Origin of the sequence: Pelomonas parva (assembly GCF_043555835.1) — a bacterium.
Classification (GTDB): domain Bacteria; phylum Pseudomonadota; class Gammaproteobacteria; order Burkholderiales; family Burkholderiaceae_C; genus Pelomonas; species Pelomonas parva.
In genome coordinates this window covers 1-16,797 of sequence record NZ_JBIGHV010000019.1, presented here as the reverse complement: position 1 = coordinate 16,797, position 16,797 = coordinate 1, and the positions used below count along the sequence as shown (strand labels likewise).

14 protein-coding genes and 1 tRNA gene are annotated in these 16,797 nt (G+C 63.0%); 14 read left to right on the top strand and 1 reads right to left on the bottom strand.

What is annotated here, in order from left to right:
- The 10 genes from ACG00Y_RS28660 to rpoC all read left to right on the top strand — a co-directional run.
- Positions 1-224, top strand: a 224-nt coding sequence (locus tag ACG00Y_RS28660) for an EF-Tu C-terminal domain-related protein (RefSeq protein ID WP_474103957.1), incomplete at its 5' end; no start/stop codon positions are given.
- A gap of 15 nt (positions 225-239) precedes the next feature.
- Positions 240-315: transfer RNA gene (locus ACG00Y_RS28655), tRNA-Trp, on the top strand.
- Between the two features lie 154 nt (positions 316-469).
- Positions 470-856 (top strand): preprotein translocase subunit SecE, encoded by a 387-nt coding sequence (gene secE / locus ACG00Y_RS28650; RefSeq protein ID WP_394485056.1) that lies wholly within the window; start codon positions 470-472, stop codon positions 854-856.
- Between the two features lie 11 nt (positions 857-867).
- Positions 868-1,446: a transcription termination/antitermination protein NusG gene (gene nusG / locus ACG00Y_RS28645; RefSeq protein ID WP_394485054.1), complete on the top strand. Its 579-nt coding sequence runs from the start codon at positions 868-870 to the stop codon at positions 1,444-1,446.
- A gap of 143 nt (positions 1,447-1,589) precedes the next feature.
- Positions 1,590-2,027 carry a 50S ribosomal protein L11 gene (rplK, locus tag ACG00Y_RS28640; RefSeq protein ID WP_056265790.1) on the top strand — a complete coding sequence of 146 codons (438 nt, stop codon included), beginning with the start codon at positions 1,590-1,592 and terminating at the stop codon, positions 2,025-2,027.
- A 1-nt stretch (position 2,028) separates the two neighbouring features.
- Positions 2,029-2,739: a 50S ribosomal protein L1 gene (gene rplA, locus ACG00Y_RS28635; protein ID WP_394485051.1), complete on the top strand. Its 711-nt coding sequence runs from the start codon at positions 2,029-2,031 to the stop codon at positions 2,737-2,739.
- A gap of 275 nt (positions 2,740-3,014) precedes the next feature.
- Positions 3,015-3,551 (top strand): 50S ribosomal protein L10, encoded by a 537-nt coding sequence (gene rplJ / locus ACG00Y_RS28630; RefSeq protein WP_394485049.1) that lies wholly within the window; start codon positions 3,015-3,017, stop codon positions 3,549-3,551.
- A gap of 62 nt (positions 3,552-3,613) precedes the next feature.
- Positions 3,614-3,994, top strand: coding sequence for a 50S ribosomal protein L7/L12 (gene rplL, locus ACG00Y_RS28625; protein WP_394485047.1), 381 nt, complete (start codon positions 3,614-3,616; stop codon positions 3,992-3,994).
- Positions 3,995-4,339: 345 nt separating this feature from the next.
- On the top strand, positions 4,340-8,461 hold the full coding sequence (gene rpoB, locus ACG00Y_RS28620; RefSeq protein ID WP_394485045.1) for a DNA-directed RNA polymerase subunit beta: 4,122 nt from the start codon (positions 4,340-4,342) through the stop codon (positions 8,459-8,461).
- A gap of 11 nt (positions 8,462-8,472) precedes the next feature.
- Positions 8,473-12,690: a DNA-directed RNA polymerase subunit beta' gene (gene rpoC / locus ACG00Y_RS28615; protein WP_394485043.1), complete on the top strand. Its 4,218-nt coding sequence runs from the start codon at positions 8,473-8,475 to the stop codon at positions 12,688-12,690.
- Positions 12,691-12,744: 54 nt separating this feature from the next.
- Here the strand turns inward: rpoC and ACG00Y_RS28610 are convergent, their stop codons facing one another.
- Positions 12,745-13,209, bottom strand: coding sequence for a putative toxin-antitoxin system toxin component, PIN family (locus ACG00Y_RS28610; protein ID WP_394485041.1), 465 nt, complete (start codon positions 13,207-13,209; stop codon positions 12,745-12,747).
- A 160-nt stretch (positions 13,210-13,369) separates the two neighbouring features.
- Here ACG00Y_RS28610 and rpsL point away from each other — a divergent pair, with 160 nt between their 5' ends.
- From rpsL to ACG00Y_RS28590, 4 genes are all read left to right on the top strand, one after another.
- Positions 13,370-13,744: a 30S ribosomal protein S12 gene (gene rpsL, locus ACG00Y_RS28605; protein ID WP_056265769.1), complete on the top strand. Its 375-nt coding sequence runs from the start codon at positions 13,370-13,372 to the stop codon at positions 13,742-13,744.
- 157 nt (positions 13,745-13,901) lie between these two features.
- Positions 13,902-14,372 (top strand): 30S ribosomal protein S7, encoded by a 471-nt coding sequence (rpsG, locus tag ACG00Y_RS28600; protein ID WP_394485038.1) that lies wholly within the window; start codon positions 13,902-13,904, stop codon positions 14,370-14,372.
- Positions 14,373-14,441: 69 nt separating this feature from the next.
- Entirely contained in the window at positions 14,442-16,547 is a 2,106-nt protein-coding gene (fusA, locus tag ACG00Y_RS28595; RefSeq protein ID WP_394485037.1) for an elongation factor G, read from the top strand.
- Positions 16,548-16,670: 123 nt separating this feature from the next.
- On the top strand, positions 16,671-16,797 hold a 127-nt coding region (locus ACG00Y_RS28590), incomplete at its 3' end, for a GTP-binding protein (RefSeq protein WP_229427325.1).

Here is a 16,797-nt window from a genome sequence, read left to right as displayed (position 1 = left end):
CGCCGTTCTTCAACAACTACCGTCCCCAGTTCTACTTCCGCACGACGGACGTGACCGGTGCCGTGGAGCTGCCGAAGGACAAGGAAATGGTCATGCCTGGCGACAACGTCGGCATCACCGTGAAGCTAATCGCGCCGATCGCGATGGAAACCGGCCTGCGCTTCGCCATCCGTGAAGGTGGTCGCACCGTCGGCTCGGGTGTCGTTGCCACGATCCTCGCGTAACAAGTTTTTGGCCACAGGGGCATAGCTCAATTGGCAGAGCGTCGGTCTCCAAAACCGAAGGTTGGGGGTTCGAGACCCTCTGCCCCTGCCACCCGCCACTGATCACGGCGGTTGGTTCCCTGGCTAACCAAGCATCGGCCCGCGAGAGAAATCTCGGCGGGCCTTGCTGCTGATGGCGATAAGCCTCGGTGGCGTCTGAACAGCCGCAATGCTTCCTCGGGAGCGCGGTGCCTGAAAGTGAAAAGATGGCGAATCCTCCCCAAGTCGAAACCGTGACCAGCGGTGCCGACAAGGCCAAGTTGGCTGCTGCGGTGTTGCTGCTGGTCGGCGCGTTGGTGGCTTATTACGGCCTGTCCAAGCAGGGTCCCTGGGTTCAGTGGGGCTCGTTGATCGTGCTGCTGGCTGCCGGTGTGGCGGCCTTCTTCACGTCCGAGCATGGCAAGGCGCTGATTGCCTATGGCCATGATTCCTGGCGTGAGGTTCGCAAGGTTGTCTGGCCGTCCCACAAGGAGGCCCGCCAGATGACCGCCTATGTGTTTGCCTTCGTTGTCGTCATGGCACTGTTTTTGTGGCTGACGGACAAGACGCTGGAGTGGGTGCTGTACGACCTGATCCTGGGCTGGAAGCGCTGAGAAGGAACGAGATGAGCGAAGAGCAGAACGTCGTGACCGCCGAGGCGCCTGCGGGCCTGCCCAAGCGTTGGTATGTCGTCCACGCCTACTCGGGCATGGAGAAGGCCGTCGAGCGCAATCTGCGTGAACGCATCGATCGCGCCGGCATGCAGGACAAGTTCGGTCGCATCCTCGTGCCGACCGAAGAAGTCGTCGAACTGAAGAACGGCAAGAAGGCCGTCACCGAGCGCCGCTTCTTCCCAGGCTACGTGCTGGTCGAGATGTCCATGGACGACGAGTCCTGGCATCTGGTGAAGCACACGTCCAAGGTGACGGGTTTCGTCGGCGGTGCGAAGAACCGCCCCGCGCCGATCTCTGAGGCCGAGGTCATGAAGATCGTCAACCAGATGCAGGAAGGCGTCGAGAAGCCCCGGCCCAAGGTCGAGTGGACGGTCGGCGAGGTCGTGCGCGTCAAGGAAGGCCCCTTCACCGACTTCAACGGCTCGGTCGAGGAAGTCAACTACGACAAGTCCAAGGTGCGTGTGTCGGTCACGATCTTTGGCCGCGCCACACCGGTGGAACTCGACTTCTCGCAAGTCGAGAAGGTGTAATCACGGGTTTGGTCGGCGTCCCTCACGTCGGCCCGTAGTCAGTCCGCAACGAGATGCGGACAAGAGGAGCAAAGGTAACCAGTCCTTTGCGTTAGCACTCAGGTGTCATGGCTTTGCCGCCAGGGCACTGATTGGAGAGAAATATGGCAAAGAAGATTGTCGGCTTCATCAAGCTGCAAGTCGCCGCAGGCAAGGCTAACCCCTCGCCGCCGGTTGGTCCCGCGCTGGGTCAGCGTGGCCTGAACATCATGGAATTCTGCAAGGCGTTCAACGCCCAGACTTCGGGCGCTGGCTTCGAGCCGGGCATGAAGCTGCCAGTGGTCATCACCGCGTTTGCAGACAAGAGCTTCACCTTCGTCATCAAGTCGCCCCCGGCGACCGTGCTGATCAAGAAGGCCGCCAAGATCGAAAAGGGCTCGCAGCGCCCGCATCTGGACAAGGTTGGCAAGCTGACCCGTGCCCAGCTGGAAGAGATCGCAACGATCAAGACCAAGGACCTGACGGCCGCCAGCATGGACGCCGCAGTCAAGACCATCGCCGGCTCTGCCCGCTCGATGGGCATCATCGTGGAAGGGGTCTGACATGGCCAAGCTCACCAAGAAGCAAAAGGCGCTGGCTGGCAAGGTCGAGTCGACCAAGCTGTACCCGCTGACTGAAGCCCTGGACCTGGTCAAGAGCCTGGCTTCCGCCAAGTTCGATGAGTCCATCGACGTCGCCGTGCAACTCGGCATCGATGCCAAGAAGTCGGACCAAGTCGTTCGTGGTGCTGTCGTGATGCCCAACGGCACCGGCAAGACCAAGCGCGTCGCCGTCTTCGCCCAAGGCGCCAAGGCTGAAGAAGCCCGCGCCGCAGGCGCCGACGTCGTCGGCATGGAAGATCTGGCCGAGCGCGTCAAGGCGGGCGACATGCCCTTCGACGTGGTCATCGCCTCGCCGGACACGATGCGTGTTGTCGGTACCCTGGGTCAGATCCTGGGCCCGCGCGGCCTGATGCCTAACCCGAAGGTCGGCACCGTGACCCCGGACGTCGCCACCGCCGTTCGCAACGCCAAGGCTGGCCAGGTCCAGTTCCGCGTCGACAAGGCCGGCATCATCCATGGCACCCTCGGCCGTCGCTCGTTCGACACCGACAAGCTGGAAGGCAATCTGCGCGCGCTGATCGAAGCTCTGAACAAGAGCAAGCCGGCGTCGAGCAAGGGCATCTACCTGCGCAAGGTCGCCATCTCTTCGACGATGGGCGTCGGCGCTCGCGTCGAAATCGCGTCGATCAACGCTCAGGCCAACGCGGCTTGATGCACTGAATCTGCCCGGGGCGAGTCTGGCCCCGGGCAACAAGATTGGTGGGGCGTCGTTCCGGTTCGCCGGAGCAACGCGTCATCCAAGACCGTTGGTGGAGACCCCTTAAATCTCTGTCCTCAAGCCATTGAGGCGAGAACCAACGCAGATGGCGGTCCCGCTGAAGGGTTGTGCGCTTCGAGTCATCGGAGTGGGTTTCCTGACAGATGGTCGCTAATTCCCTGGCGCTCACGAAGCCGCAAGGCCGAGAGAGCAAATGTGAGGAGTAGACCTTGAGTCTCAATCGCAACGAGAAGGCAGTCGTTGTCTCCGACGTCGCAGCGCAAGCTGCCAAGTCGCAGACGCTGGCGTTGGCCGAGTACCGTGGCCTCACCGTGGAAGCCTTGAACAAGCTGCGCGTCACCGCGCGCGCCCAAGGTGTGTATCTTCACGTGCTGAAGAACACCCTGGCGCGTCGCGCTGTTGCCGGCACCCCGTTCGAGGCTGCTGCGGAGAGCATGGTCGGTCCGCTGATCTACGGCTTTTCCGAAGACGCTGTCGCGGCTGCCAAAGTCATCGCTGACTTTGCCAAGACCAACGACAAGCTCGTCATCAAGGGCGGCGCGTATGGCGGCAAGGCTCTGGACGTGGCCGGCGTGAAAGCGCTGGCCTCGGTCCCGAGCCGTGAAGTGCTGCTGTCGCAAATCGCTGGCCTGCTGCTGTCGCCGGTGCAACGCACCGCGGCCGTGCTGGCTGCCCTGGCTGCAAAGCGTGGCGAAGGCGCCGCTTCCCCGGAAGCTGTTGCCGAAGACGCCCCGGCTGCGGCCTGATCGACGAACCACGCGCCTAACGTCAAGTCACGCGCAATCAATCTGTTTTAAGGAAATTCATCATGGCATTCGATAAAGACGCTTTCCTGTCGGCTCTGGACAGCATGACCGTTCTGGAACTGAACGATCTGGTCAAGGCAATTGAAGAGAAGTTCGGCGTGTCCGCCGCTTCGATGGCTGCTGCCGGCGGCGGTGGCGGTGGCGGCGCAGCTGCTGCTGTCGTGGAAGAGAAGACCGAATTCAACGTCGTGCTGCTCGAAGCAGGCGCCCAGAAGGTCTCGGTCATCAAGGCCGTTCGCGAAATCACCGGCCTGGGCCTCAAGGAAGCCAAGGACCTGGTCGATGGCGCTCCGAAGAACGTCAAGGAAGCCGTGGCCAAGGCCGACGGCGAAGCTGCCGTCAAGAAGCTCATCGAAGCCGGTGCCAAGGCCGAGCTGAAGTAAAGACTTGGGGTTGGACCTGCGAAGCAGTTCCGGCTCCACAGACTAGAAAAGGGGTTGCCCTCAGGGCTTCCCCTTTTTCGTCTTTGCGGGTTAATCCTGCTTGAGAACAGCTGAAAGCGCGGCGCACCGTATGATGCGCAGTTCTTTCAAGTGTTCTCTGATCCGACTGCAGAGAACCAGTTTGGTCGGACTTTGGTCAGCCCTTGGTGCGGGGCCAAAGTTGTCCGCCAGCGGTTGGTAGTGGCCAACCACCAAGCTAGGTAGCCGCCCGTTCTGGGCGGTGAGCCAGCCAGTCGCCGACGCGGCTCGCCCCACGGCCAGGGGTGGGCTCGACACGGAGTGTTTATGGCGCAAGCAACCCCCTACAGCTACACCGAGCGCAAGCGAATCCGCAAGAGCTTCGGCAAGCGCGAGAGCGTTCTCAACGTTCCCTATCTGCTGACCATGCAGAAGGACAGCTACGTGGCCTTCCTGCAGAAGGACGTGGCCCCCGCCAAACGCAAGCCCGAAGGGCTGCAGGCGGCCTTCCTCTCGGCGTTCCCGATTGTTTCGCACAACGGTTTCGTCGAGATGAAGTTCCTCGAGTTCAACATCGCCAAGCCGCCGTTCGACACCCGTGAGTGCCAACAGCGTGGGTTGACCTATGCGGCCGCCGTGCGCGCGCGCCTGCAGATGATCATCTATGACCGTGAGTCGCCCCAGGCGAAGACGGTCAAGGAGATCAAGGAGCAAGAGGTCTACATGGGCGAAGTGCCCCTGATGACCGACTACGGCTCCTTCATCGTCAACGGTACCGAGCGCGTCATCGTGTCGCAGCTGCACCGTTCGCCGGGCGTGTTCTTCGAGCACGACAAGGGCAAGACGCACTCCTCGGGCAAGCTGCTGTTCAGCGCACGCATCATTCCCTACCGCGGCTCCTGGCTGGACTTCGAGTTCGACCCGAAGGACATCCTGTACTTCCGCGTCGACCGCCGCCGCAAGATGCCGGTCACGATCCTGCTCAAGGCCATCGGCCTGAACCCCGAGCAGATCCTGGCCCACTTCTTCGTGTTCGACAACTTCCGCCTGATGGACGTCGGCGCGCAGCTCGAATTCGTCGCCGACCGCCTGAAGGGTGAAGTTGCCCGCTTCGACATCGTCGACAAGTCGGGTGCCGTCATCGTCGAGAAGGACAAGCGCATCACGGCCCGTCATGCGCGCCAGTTGGAGCAATCCGGCACGCAGCACATCTCGGTGCCGGAAGACTTCCTGATCGGCCGCCTGCTGGCCAAGAACATGATCGACGCCGACACCGGCGAGATCATCGCCAAGGCCAATGATGAACTGACCGACGCGCTGCTGAAGAAGCTGCGCCAGGCCGGCATCAAGGAAATCCAGTGCCTGTTCACGAACGAGCTGGACGAAGGCGCCTACATCAGCCAGACCCTGGCCTCGGATGAGACCGAGACCCAGCTGGCCGCCCGCGTGGCCATCTACCGCATGATGCGCCCCGGCGAGCCGCCGACGGAAGACGCCGTCGAAGCGCTGTTCAACCGCCTGTTCTACAGCACCGACACCTACGACCTGAGTCGCGTCGGCCGCATGAAGTTCAACGCGCGTGTCGGCCGTGACACGCCCGAGGGCAACATGAACCTGTCCAACGAGGACATCCTTGACGTCGTCAAGATCCTTGTTGAACTGCGCAATGGCCGCGGCGAAGTGGACGACATCGACCACCTGGGCAACCGCCGCGTGCGTTGCGTGGGCGAGCTGGCCGAAAACCAGTACCGCTCGGGCCTCGCCCGCATCGAGAAGGCCGTCAAGGAACGTCTGGGCCAGGCCGAGACCGAAGCCCTGATGCCGCACGACCTGATCAACTCCAAGCCGATCTCCGCGGCGCTCAAGGAGTTCTTCGGCGCGTCGCAGCTCTCGCAGTTCATGGACCAGACCAACCCGCTGTCGGAAATCACGCACAAGCGTCGTGTTTCCGCCCTGGGCCCGGGCGGTCTGACCCGCGAGCGCGCCGGCTTCGAAGTCCGCGACGTGCACCCGACCCACTACGGCCGCGTCTGCCCGATCGAAACGCCGGAAGGCCCGAACATCGGCCTGATCAACTCGCTGGCGCTGTTCGCTCAGCTCAACGAGTACGGCTTCCTGGAGACGCCTTACCGCCGTGTCGTCGACGGCAAGGTGACCGACCAGATCGACTACCTGTCGGCCATCGAGGAAGGCAAGTACGTCATCGCCCAGGCGAATGCGACGCTGAACGCGGTCGGCGAACTGGCGGACGAGCTGGTTTCGGCGCGTGAGAACGGCGAGTCCGTGCTGACGCAGCCGGAGCGCATCCAGTACATGGACGTGGCGCCGACCCAGATCGTGTCGGTGGCTGCCTCGCTCGTGCCCTTCCTGGAGCACGACGACGCGAACCGCGCGCTGATGGGCGCCAACATGCAGCGTCAGGCCGTGCCGGTGCTGCGTCCCGAGAAGGCTTTTGTGGGCACGGGCGTCGAGCGCGTGGCGGCGAAGGACTCGGGCACGGTGGTCGCGGCTCGCCGCGGCGGCGTGGTCGACTATGTCGACACCAACCGCATCGTCATTCGTGTGAACGACAACGAGACGGTGGCCGGTGAAGTCGGTGTCGACATCTACAACCTGATCAAGTACCAGCGTTCCAACCAGAACACGAACATCCACCAGCGTCCCATCGTCAAGCGTGGCGACAAGGTGGCGGCCGAGGACATCATTGCCGACGGCGCCTCCACCGACATCGGTGAACTGGCCCTGGGCCAGAACATGCTGGTCGCGTTCATGCCCTGGAACGGCTACAACTTCGAAGACTCGATCCTCATCAGCGAGCGCGTCATCGCCGAAGACCGCTACACCTCGATCCACATCGAGGAACTGGTGGTCAACGCGCGTGACACCAAGCTGGGCGCCGAGGAAATTACCCGCGACATCCCGAACCTGTCGGAGCAACAACTCGGCCGTCTGGACGAGTCGGGCATCGTTTACGTCGGTGCCGAGGTGAATCCGGGCGACGTGCTGGTCGGCAAGGTCACGCCCAAGGGCGAGACGACGCTGACGCCGGAAGAAAAGCTGCTGCGCGCCATCTTCGGCGAGAAGGCTTCGGACGTGAAGGACACGTCGCTGCGTGTCGACCAAGGCACCAGCGGCACCGTCATCGACGTGCAGGTCTTCACCCGTGAAGGCATCCAGCGCGACAAGCGCGCCCAGCAGATCATCGACGACGAGCTGAAGCGCTACCGCCTGGACCTGAACGACCAGCTGCGCATCGTCGAGAGCGACGCCTTCGACCGTATCGAGAAGCTGCTCGTCGGCAAGATCGCCAACGGCGGCCCGCAGAAGATCGCCAAGGGCACGGCCATCGACAAGGACTACCTGGCCTCGGTCGAGCGCTTCCACTGGTTCGACATCCGTCCGGCCGAGGAAGACGTCGCCAACCAGCTCGAGTCGATCAAGAACTCGCTCGACCAGACCCGCCACAGCTTCGACCTGGCTTTTGAAGAAAAGCGCAAGAAGCTGACGCAGGGCGACGAGCTGCCCGCCGGCGTGCTGAAGATGGTCAAGGTCTACTTGGCCGTCAAGCGTCGCCTGCAGCCTGGCGACAAGATGGCCGGCCGTCACGGCAACAAGGGTGTCGTGTCCAAGGTCACCCCGATCGAAGACATGCCCTACATGGCCGACGGCACGCCCGCCGACATCGTGCTGAACCCGCTGGGCGTCCCGTCGCGGATGAACGTGGGCCAGGTGCTGGAAGTGCACTTGGGCTGGGCCGGCAAGGGCATCGGCCAGCGCATCGGCGACATGCTGCAGCAGCACAGCAAGGTGGCTGAGCTGCGCAAGCTGTTCGACCAGCTCTACAACCAGAGCGGTGGCAAGACCGAGCGCATCGAAGACCTGACGGACGACGAAGTGCTGGAGATGGCCGCGAACCTGTCGAAGGGCGTGCCCTTCGCGACGCCGGTCTTCGACGGTGCCAAGGAAGAAGAAATCCGCGGCATGCTGAAGCTGGCCTACCCGGACGACATCGCCGCCAAGAAGGGGCTGACCGAGACGCGCACCCAGGCCTGGCTGTGCGACGGCCGCACCGGCGAGCAGTTCGAGCGCCCGGTCACCGTCGGCTACATGCACGTGCTGAAGCTGCACCACTTGGTGGACGACAAGATGCACGCCCGCTCGACCGGCCCGTACTCGCTCGTCACGCAGCAACCGCTGGGCGGCAAGGCGCAGTTCGGCGGCCAGCGTTTCGGCGAAATGGAAGTCTGGGCGCTGGAAGCCTATGGCGCCTCGTACATCCTGCAGGAAATGCTGACGGTCAAGTCCGACGACGTGAACGGCCGCACCAAGGTGTACGAGTCCATCGTCAAGGGCGAACACGCCATCGAAGCCGGCATGCCGGAATCGTTCAATGTGCTGGTCAAGGAAATCCGTTCCCTTGGCATCGACATTGAACTCGTGAAGAACTAAGGAGCAGATGCATGAAGGGACTACTCGACCTTTTCAAGCAATTCACCCCGGACGAGCATTTCGATGCCATCCAGATCGGCCTGGCTTCCCCGGAGAAGATCCGCAGCTGGTCGTTCGGCGAGGTGAAGAAGCCCGAGACCATCAACTACCGCACCTTCAAGCCCGAGCGTGACGGCCTGTTCTGCGCCAAGATCTTTGGCCCGATCAAGGACTACGAGTGCCTGTGCGGCAAGTACAAGCGCCTCAAGCACCGTGGCGTCATCTGCGAGAAGTGCGGCGTTGAAGTCACGCAGACCAAGGTCCGCCGTGACCGCATGGGCCACATCGACCTGGCCGCGCCCTGCGCGCACATCTGGTTCCTGAAGAGCCTGCCGTCGCGTCTGGGCCTGGTGCTGGACATGACGCTGCGCGACATCGAACGCGTGCTGTACTTCGAGGCCTACGTCGTCGTCGACAGCGGCATGACGCCGCTGAAGAAGTTCTCGATCATGACCGAGGACGACTACGACGCGAAGCGCATCGAATTCGGCGACGAGTTCATCGCGCTGATGGGCGCCGAGGGCATCAAGAAGCTGCTGGAGGAGATGGATCTCGACATCGAGATCGACCGCCTGCGCAACGACATGACCGGCTCCGAGCTCAAGGTCAAGAAGAACTCCAAGCGCCTGAAGGTCATGGAGGCCTTCAAGAAGTCCGGCATCAAGCCGAACTGGATGGTGCTGGACGTGCTGCCCGTGCTGCCGCCGGACCTGCGGCCGCTCGTGCCGCTGGACGGCGGCCGCTTCGCGACCTCCGACCTGAACGACCTCTACCGTCGCGTCATCAACCGCAACAACCGCCTGGCCCGTCTGCTGGAGCTGAAGGCCCCTGAAATCATCGTGCGCAACGAAAAGCGCATGCTGCAGGAGGCCGTCGACTCGCTGCTGGACAACGGCCGCCGCGGCAAGGCGATGACCGGCGCGAACAAGCGTGCCCTCAAGTCGCTGGCCGACATGATCAAGGGCAAGAGCGGTCGCTTCCGTCAGAACTTGCTGGGCAAGCGCGTCGACTACTCGGGCCGTTCGGTCATCGTGGTCGGCCCGACGCTCAAGCTGCACCAGTGCGGCCTGCCCAAGCTGATGGCGCTCGAACTCTTCAAGCCCTTCATCTTCAGCCGTCTCGAAGCCATGGGCATCGCGACGACGATCAAGGCTGCGAAGAAGGAAGTCGAATCCGGCACGCCGGTGGTCTGGGACATCCTCGAAGAAGTCATCAAGGAACACCCGGTCCTGCTGAACCGCGCCCCGACGCTGCACCGCCTCGGCATCCAGGCTTTCGAGCCCGTGCTGATCGAAGGCAAGGCCATCCAGCTGCACCCGCTCGTCTGCTCGGCCTTCAACGCCGACTTCGACGGTGACCAGATGGCCGTCCACGTGCCGCTGTCCATCGAAGCGCAGATGGAAGCCCGCACGCTGATGCTGGCCTCCAACAACGTGCTGTTCCCGGCCTCCGGTGAACCGTCCATCGTCCCGTCGCAAGACGTGGTGCTGGGCCTGTACTACGCCACCCGCGAGCGCACGAATGGCAAGGGCGAGGGTCTGATCTTCTCGGACATCCCCGAAGTGATCCGCGCGCTGGAGAACGGCGTTGTCGAGATCACCGCCAAGATCAGCGTCCGCCTGACCGAGTACACCAAGGACAAGGACAGTGGCGAGTGGGTCGCGGAGACCAAGCTGACGGACACCACCGTCGGCCGCGCGCTGCTGTCGGAAATCCTGCCCAAGGGCCTGCCCTTCAGCAACATCAACAAGGCGCTGAAGAAGAAGGAAATCTCGCGTCTCATCAACACGAGCTTCCGCAAGTGCGGCCTGAAGGAAACCGTCGTGCTGGCCGACAAGCTGCTGCAAAGCGGCTTCAAGCTCGCGACGCGTGCCGGCATCTCGATCGCCATCGACGACATGCTGGTCCCGAAGGAAAAGTACACGGTCATCGACCGCGCCGAGAACGAAGTCAAGGAGATCGAGCAGCAGTACGTCTCGGGTCTCGTGACGGCCGGCGAGCGCTACAACAAGGTCGTCGACATCTGGGGCAAGGCCGGTGACGAGATCGGCAAGAAGATGATGGACCACCTGAAGGTCGAGAAGACGATCGACCGCCACGGCAAGGAAGTGGTCCAGGAGTCCTTCAACTCGATTTACATGATGGCTGACTCGGGTGCCCGCGGTAGCGCGGCCCAGATCCGCCAGCTGGCCGGCATGCGCGGCCTGATGGCCAAGCCGGACGGCTCCATCATCGAGACGCCCATCACGGCGAACTTCCGTGAAGGCCTGAACGTTCTGCAGTACTTCATCTCCACCCACGGTGCTCGTAAGGGCCTGGCGGACACGGCGCTGAAGACCGCGAACTCCGGCTACCTCACGCGTCGCCTGGTCGACGTGACCCAGGATTTGGTGGTCATCGAGGAAGATTGCGGCACCGACAACGGCATGGCGATGCGCGCCCTGGTCGAAGGCGGTGAAGTCATCGAATCGCTGCGTGACCGCGTCCTCGGCCGCGTCACCGCCATTGATGTCGTGCACCCCGAGACGCAGGCCCCGTTGCTCGGCGCCGGCAAGATGCTGGACGAAGACACGCTGGACGTGCTGGAGCAAGCCGGCGTCGACGAGATCAAGGTTCGCACGCCGCTGACCTGTGCCACGCGCTTCGGCCTGTGCGCCAAGTGCTACGGCCGCGACCTTGGCCGCGGCGGCCTGGTCAACACCGGTGAAGCTGTCGGCGTCATCGCCGCGCAGTCCATCGGTGAACCCGGCACGCAGCTGACGATGCGGACCTTCCACATCGGTGGTGCAGCATCGCGTGCAGCGGTCGCTTCCAGCGTCGACGCCAAGTCGGACGGCATCATCGGCTTCAACGCCACGATGCGCTACGTCACCAACGGCAAGGGCGACTTGGTGGTGATTTCCCGCTCCGGCGAGATCGTCATCTCCGACCCGCACGGCCGCGAGCGCGAGCGCCACAAGGTGCCTTACGGCGCGATCCTGAACATCAAGGCCAGCCAGACCGTCAAGGCCGGCGTGGTGCTCGCGAACTGGGACCCGCTGACCCGCCCGATCATCACGGAATTCGCCGGCCAGGCGAAATTCGAGAACGTCGAGGAAGGTGTGACCGTCGCCAAGCAGGTGGACGAAGTGACCGGTCTGTCGACGCTGGTCGTCATCGACCCGAAGCGTCGCGGCGCCGCCAAGATCATCCGCCCGCAGGTCAAGCTGCTGGACGCTGGCGGCCACGAGGTCAAGATCCCCGGTACCGACCACTCGGTGGCCATCGGCTTCCCGGTCGGCTCGCTGGTCCAGATTCGCGACGGCCAGGAACTGCTGCCCGGTGAAGTGCTCGCCCGTATCCCGGTCGAAGGCCAGAAGACCCGCGACATCACCGGCGGTCTGCCGCGTGTGGCCGAGCTCTTCGAAGCCCGCTCACCCAAGGACGTTGGCGTGCTGGCCGAGCAGACCGGCACCGTGTCGTTCGGCAAGGAGACCAAAGGCAAGATCCGCCTGCAGATCACCGACCCGGATGGCAAGGCTCACGAGGAACTGGTGCCCAAGGAAAAGAACATCCTGGTGCACGAAGGCCAGGTGGTCAACCGCGGCGAACTGATCGTCGACGGTGCTGCAGACCCGCAGGACATCCTGCGCCTGCTGGGCATCGAGGAGCTGGCGCGCTACATCGTCGACGAGGTGCAGGACGTGTACCGTCTGCAGGGCGTGAAGATCAACGACAAGCACATCGAGGTGATCGTTCGCCAGATGCTGCGTCGGGTGGTCATCACCAACCCGGGCGACACGACCTACATCCTCAACGAGCAGGTCGAGCGCTCCGAGCTGCTGGACACCAACGACCGCATGCGCAAGGAAGGCAAGACGACGGCCACCCACGCGGATGTGCTGCTGGGCATCACCAAGGCCTCGCTGTCGACAGACTCCTTCATCTCGGCCGCTTCCTTCCAGGAAACGACCCGCGTGCTCACCGAGGCTGCCATCATGGGCAAGCGCGACGAACTGCGTGGCCTGAAGGAAAACGTCATCGTCGGTCGCCTGATCCCCGCTGGCACCGGCATGGCATTCCACGAGGCGCGTCGCGTCAAGGAGGCCATGGACGACGCCGAGCGCCGTGCCATCGCGCTGCAGGAGGCCGAGGAATTGGCCGCTGCGCAGATGGCCAGCGTCGACGCTGGCGATCACTCGGCCGAGTAAGCCACGGGGCGTTCGCCCCTCAAGCCGCCCCGGCCCAGGCCGCGGGCGGCTTTTTCATTCCAGCGCCCAGAACTCCGGCTTCACGATCAGCAGCCCACGCGGCCTGGCGCGCTTGGCCAGCGTCAACAGCGCCTTGTCGCGAGACACCAGCCAATGCGCTTGTCGGGCCAGGGCCAGATCGATGAACTTCTGGTCATCCGGGTCGCGGCAGACGAGGCGAGGGGAGGGCGCTGCCGTCTCGACGGCTTCGGCATGGGCGTCAAAGCTCGCTTCGATGAAGGCCAGGTTTGGCGCGTAACGCGCTGCAACGCCGCGGCCCAGCACGTGGCGGATCTCGTCGCGCATCGCCGGCGTCACCAGCCAGCGCAGTGCGCCCGACTGCAGCGCCGTCGCCAAGGTTTGAACCCGTGGCTCCTTGAAGACCAGCCAATCCATCACGACTTGGGTGTCGACGACGATGACCGGCCGCGCGTCGGGCGGGGGTGCGGTCGCTGCGTCCAGCGCAGGGGTGTGGTTCATCTGGCGAGCCTAACAGCAGCCCTTGTGCGAGACACCATGGCGGTCTACAATCCTCGGCTCTCCGCCTTTTGGGCGGCAGTACTGCCATGGGCGCACGCGAGTGCACCTCCTGCGCGCTGTCGCTGCGGAGTTCACAGACTTCAAACGGGAACAAGTCGTAATGCCAACCATCAATCAACTGGTGCGCCACGGTCGAGAGGCCGAGGTCATCAAGTCCAAGTCGCCTGCGATGCAGAACTGCCCGCAGCGCCGCGGCGTCTGCACGCGCGTGTACACCACCACTCCGAAGAAGCCGAACTCGGCGCTGCGTAAGGTCGCCAAGGTGCGCCTGACGAACGGCTTCGAGGTCATCTCCTACATCGGCGGCGAAGGCCACAACCTGCAGGAACACAGCGTCGTGCTGGTTCGCGGCGGCCGCGTGAAGGACTTGCCCGGCGTGCGTTACCACATCGTCCGTGGTTCGCTTGACCTGCAAGGCGTCAAGGATCGCAAGCAATCGCGTTCCAAGTACGGCGCGAAGCGTCCGAAGAAGTAAATCGTTTTGTTCGGTTCAGCATGCCGCTGATCCGACGTTGTTGCGACTGCTGGCCAAGCCAGTGAGTCGAGTAAGTGGATGACCCCAGATGTTGGTGGTTGTCCAGCGGAGTCAGGCCAACAGGGCCGTCTCCAACTGAAGCAAAAGGAAGAGTGCCATGCCACGTCGTCGCGAAGTACCCAAGCGCGAGATCCTGCCGGACCCCAAGTTCGGTTCCGTCGATCTGTCCAAGTTCATGAACGTCATCATGGAATCGGGCAAGAAGGCCATTGCCGAGCGCATCATTTACGGTGCCCTGGACCAGGTCGAGAAGAAGATCGGCAAGGACCCGCTGGAAGTGTTCATGGTCGCCCTGAACAACGTGAAGCCCATGGTTGAAGTGAAGTCCCGCCGTGTCGGCGGTGCGAACTACCAAGTTCCCGTGGAAGTTCGCCCCGTCCGCCGGATGGCTCTCGCCATGCGCTGGTTGAAGGAATCCGCTCGCAAGCGCGGTGAGAAGTCGATGGCGCAGCGCCTTGCCAACGAACTGCTGGAGGCCGCTGAAGGCCGCGGCGGCGCGATGAAGAAGCGCGACGAAGTTCACCGCATGGCAGAAGCCAACAAGGCCTTCTCGCACTTCCGCTTCTAAACTCCCTGTCTTTCAGCCGCCTCGGGTTTCTACCAACCCGCTGGCGGCTCCTGTCTTCTGGAGCAAACCATGGCCCGCAAAACCCCCATCGAGCGCTACCGCAACATCGGTATCTCTGCGCACATCGATGCCGGCAAGACCACCACGACCGAGCGCATCCTTTTCTACACCGGTGTGAACCACAAGATCGGTGAGGTGCATGACGGCGCCGCCACGATGGACTGGATGGAGCAGGAGCAGGAGCGTGGTATCACGATCACCTCCGCTGCCACGACCTGCTTCTGGAAGGGCATGGACCTTGCCCGCCCCGAGCACCGCATCAACATCATTGACACCCCCGGGCACGTCGACTTCACCATCGAAGTCGAGCGCTCGATGCGTGTGCTGGATGGCGCATGCATGGTCTATTGCGCCGTCGGTGGCGTGCAGCCCCAGTCGGAAACCGTCTGGCGCCAGGCCAACAAGTACAAGGTGCCCCGCCTCGCGTTCGTCAACAAGATGGACCGCACCGGCGCGAACTTCTTCAAGGTCTACGACCAGATGAAGTTGCGCCTCAAGGCGAACCCCGTGCCCGTCGTCATTCCGATCGGCGCTGAAGAAAACTTCACCGGCGTGATCGACCTCATCAAGATGAAGGCGATCATCTGGGACGAGGCCTCGCAAGGCATGAAGTTCAGCTACGAGGACATCCCGGCTGACCTGCAGGCTGAAGCCGTCAAATGGCGCGAAAACCTCATCGAGGCCGCCGCTGAGTCCAGCGAAGAGCTGATGAACAAGTACCTGGAGTCGGGCGACCTGACCGAAGAGGAAGTCATCGTCGCTATCCGCAAGCGCACCATCGCCGCTGAAATCCAGCCGATGTTCTGCGGCACCGCCTTCAAGAACAAGGGCGTGCAGCGCATGCTGGACGGTGTGATCGACTTCATGCCCTCGCCCATCGACGTGCCGCCCGTTCCGGGCACCGACGAAGACGAGCAGCCTGTCGTTCGCAAGGCCGATGACAACGAGAAGTTCGCCGCTCTGGCTTTCAAGCTGATGACCGACCCCTACGTCGGCCAGCTGACATTCGTGCGCGTCTACTCCGGCGTGCTGCAGTCGGGCGCCAGCGTCTACAACCCGATCCGCGGCAAGAAGGAGCGCATCGGCCGGATCTTGCAGATGCACGCCAACCAGCGTGAAGAAATCTCGGAAATTCTGGCCGGCGACATCGCCGCCTGCGTGGGCCTGAAGGACGTCACCACGGGCGAAACCCTGTGCGACCCCGATGCCATCATCACGCTTGAGAAGATGGTCTTCCCCGAGCCCGTGATCTCGCAGGCCGTCGAGCCCAAGACCAAGGCTGACCAGGAAAAGATGGGTATCGCCCTGGGCCGTCTGGCCAAGGAGGACCCGTCCTTCCGTCTGCGCACCGATGAAGAGTCGGGCCAGACCATCATCTCCGGCATGGGCGAGCTGCACCTGGAAATCATCGTCGACCGCATGAAGCGCGAGTTCGGCGTTGAAGCCAACGTCGGCAAGCCGCAAGTGGCCTACCGCGAAACCATCCGCAAGACCGCCACCGACGTCGAAGGCAAGTTCGTTCGCCAGTCGGGCGGCAAGGGCCAGTATGGCCATGTCGTGCTGACGATCGAGCCGCAAGAAGCCGGCAAGGGCTTCGAGTTCGTTGACGCCATCAAGGGTGGCGTGGTGCCGCGCGAATACATCCCCGCGGTCGAAAAGGGCGTTATCGACTCCCTGCCGAACGGCGTCCTGGCCGGGTTCCCGGTGGTGGACGTGAAGGTCACCCTGACCTTCGGTTCGTACCATGACGTGGACTCGAACGAAAACGCGTTCAAGATGGCCGCATCGCTCGGCTTCAAGGAAGGCTGCCGCAGGGCTTCGCCGGTGATCCTGGAGCCGATGATGGCCGTGGAAGTCGAGACGCCTGAAGACTACGCCGGCAACGTGATGGGCGACCTGTCCAGCCGTCGCGGCATGGTGCAGGGCATGGACGACATGGTCGGTGGCGGCAAGGCCATCAAGGCCGAAGTGCCGCTGTCGGAAATGTTCGGCTACTCGACCACGCTGCGCTCGATGTCGCAAGGTCGTGCCACGTACACGATGGAGTTCAAGCACTACTCCGAAGCGCCCAAGAACGTTGCCGACGCCATCATCACGGCGCGCGGCAAGTCCTGATCCGCTACTGAGAGAAATCGTCTTCGCAGCGCTCCGCCCGTTCGGTCAGTCGGCGGGAATCACGGGCGCTGTGGAAACGCTAAACCAACAGACTGACGAGATGCTCTTTTTGGAGATTTGAAAATGGCAAAAGGCAAGTTTGAACGGACCAAGCCGCACGTCAATGTGGGCACGATTGGTCACGTTGACCACGGCAAGACGACGCTGACGGCAGCGATCGCGACCGTGCTGTCCAAGAAGTTTGGCGGCG

Excerpts from the sequence above, each read along its gene's own strand:
- rpsL (WP_056265769.1), top strand. The coding sequence starts at position 13,370 with ATGCCAACCATCAATCAACTGGTGCGCCACGGTCGAGAGGCCGAGGTC.
- ACG00Y_RS28610 (WP_394485041.1), bottom strand. The coding sequence starts at position 13,209 with ATGAACCACACCCCTGCGCTGGACGCAGCGACCGCACCCCCGCCCGAC.
- rpsG (WP_394485038.1), top strand. The coding sequence starts at position 13,902 with ATGCCACGTCGTCGCGAAGTACCCAAGCGCGAGATCCTGCCGGACCCC.
- rplA (WP_394485051.1), top strand. The coding sequence starts at position 2,029 with ATGGCCAAGCTCACCAAGAAGCAAAAGGCGCTGGCTGGCAAGGTCGAG.
- rpoC (WP_394485043.1), top strand. The coding sequence starts at position 8,473 with ATGAAGGGACTACTCGACCTTTTCAAGCAATTCACCCCGGACGAGCAT.
- rplK (WP_056265790.1), top strand. The coding sequence starts at position 1,590 with ATGGCAAAGAAGATTGTCGGCTTCATCAAGCTGCAAGTCGCCGCAGGC.
- nusG (WP_394485054.1), top strand. The coding sequence starts at position 868 with ATGAGCGAAGAGCAGAACGTCGTGACCGCCGAGGCGCCTGCGGGCCTG.
- fusA (WP_394485037.1), top strand. The coding sequence starts at position 14,442 with ATGGCCCGCAAAACCCCCATCGAGCGCTACCGCAACATCGGTATCTCT.
- rpoB (WP_394485045.1), top strand. The coding sequence starts at position 4,340 with ATGGCGCAAGCAACCCCCTACAGCTACACCGAGCGCAAGCGAATCCGC.
- rplL (WP_394485047.1), top strand. The coding sequence starts at position 3,614 with ATGGCATTCGATAAAGACGCTTTCCTGTCGGCTCTGGACAGCATGACC.
- secE (WP_394485056.1), top strand. The coding sequence starts at position 470 with ATGGCGAATCCTCCCCAAGTCGAAACCGTGACCAGCGGTGCCGACAAG.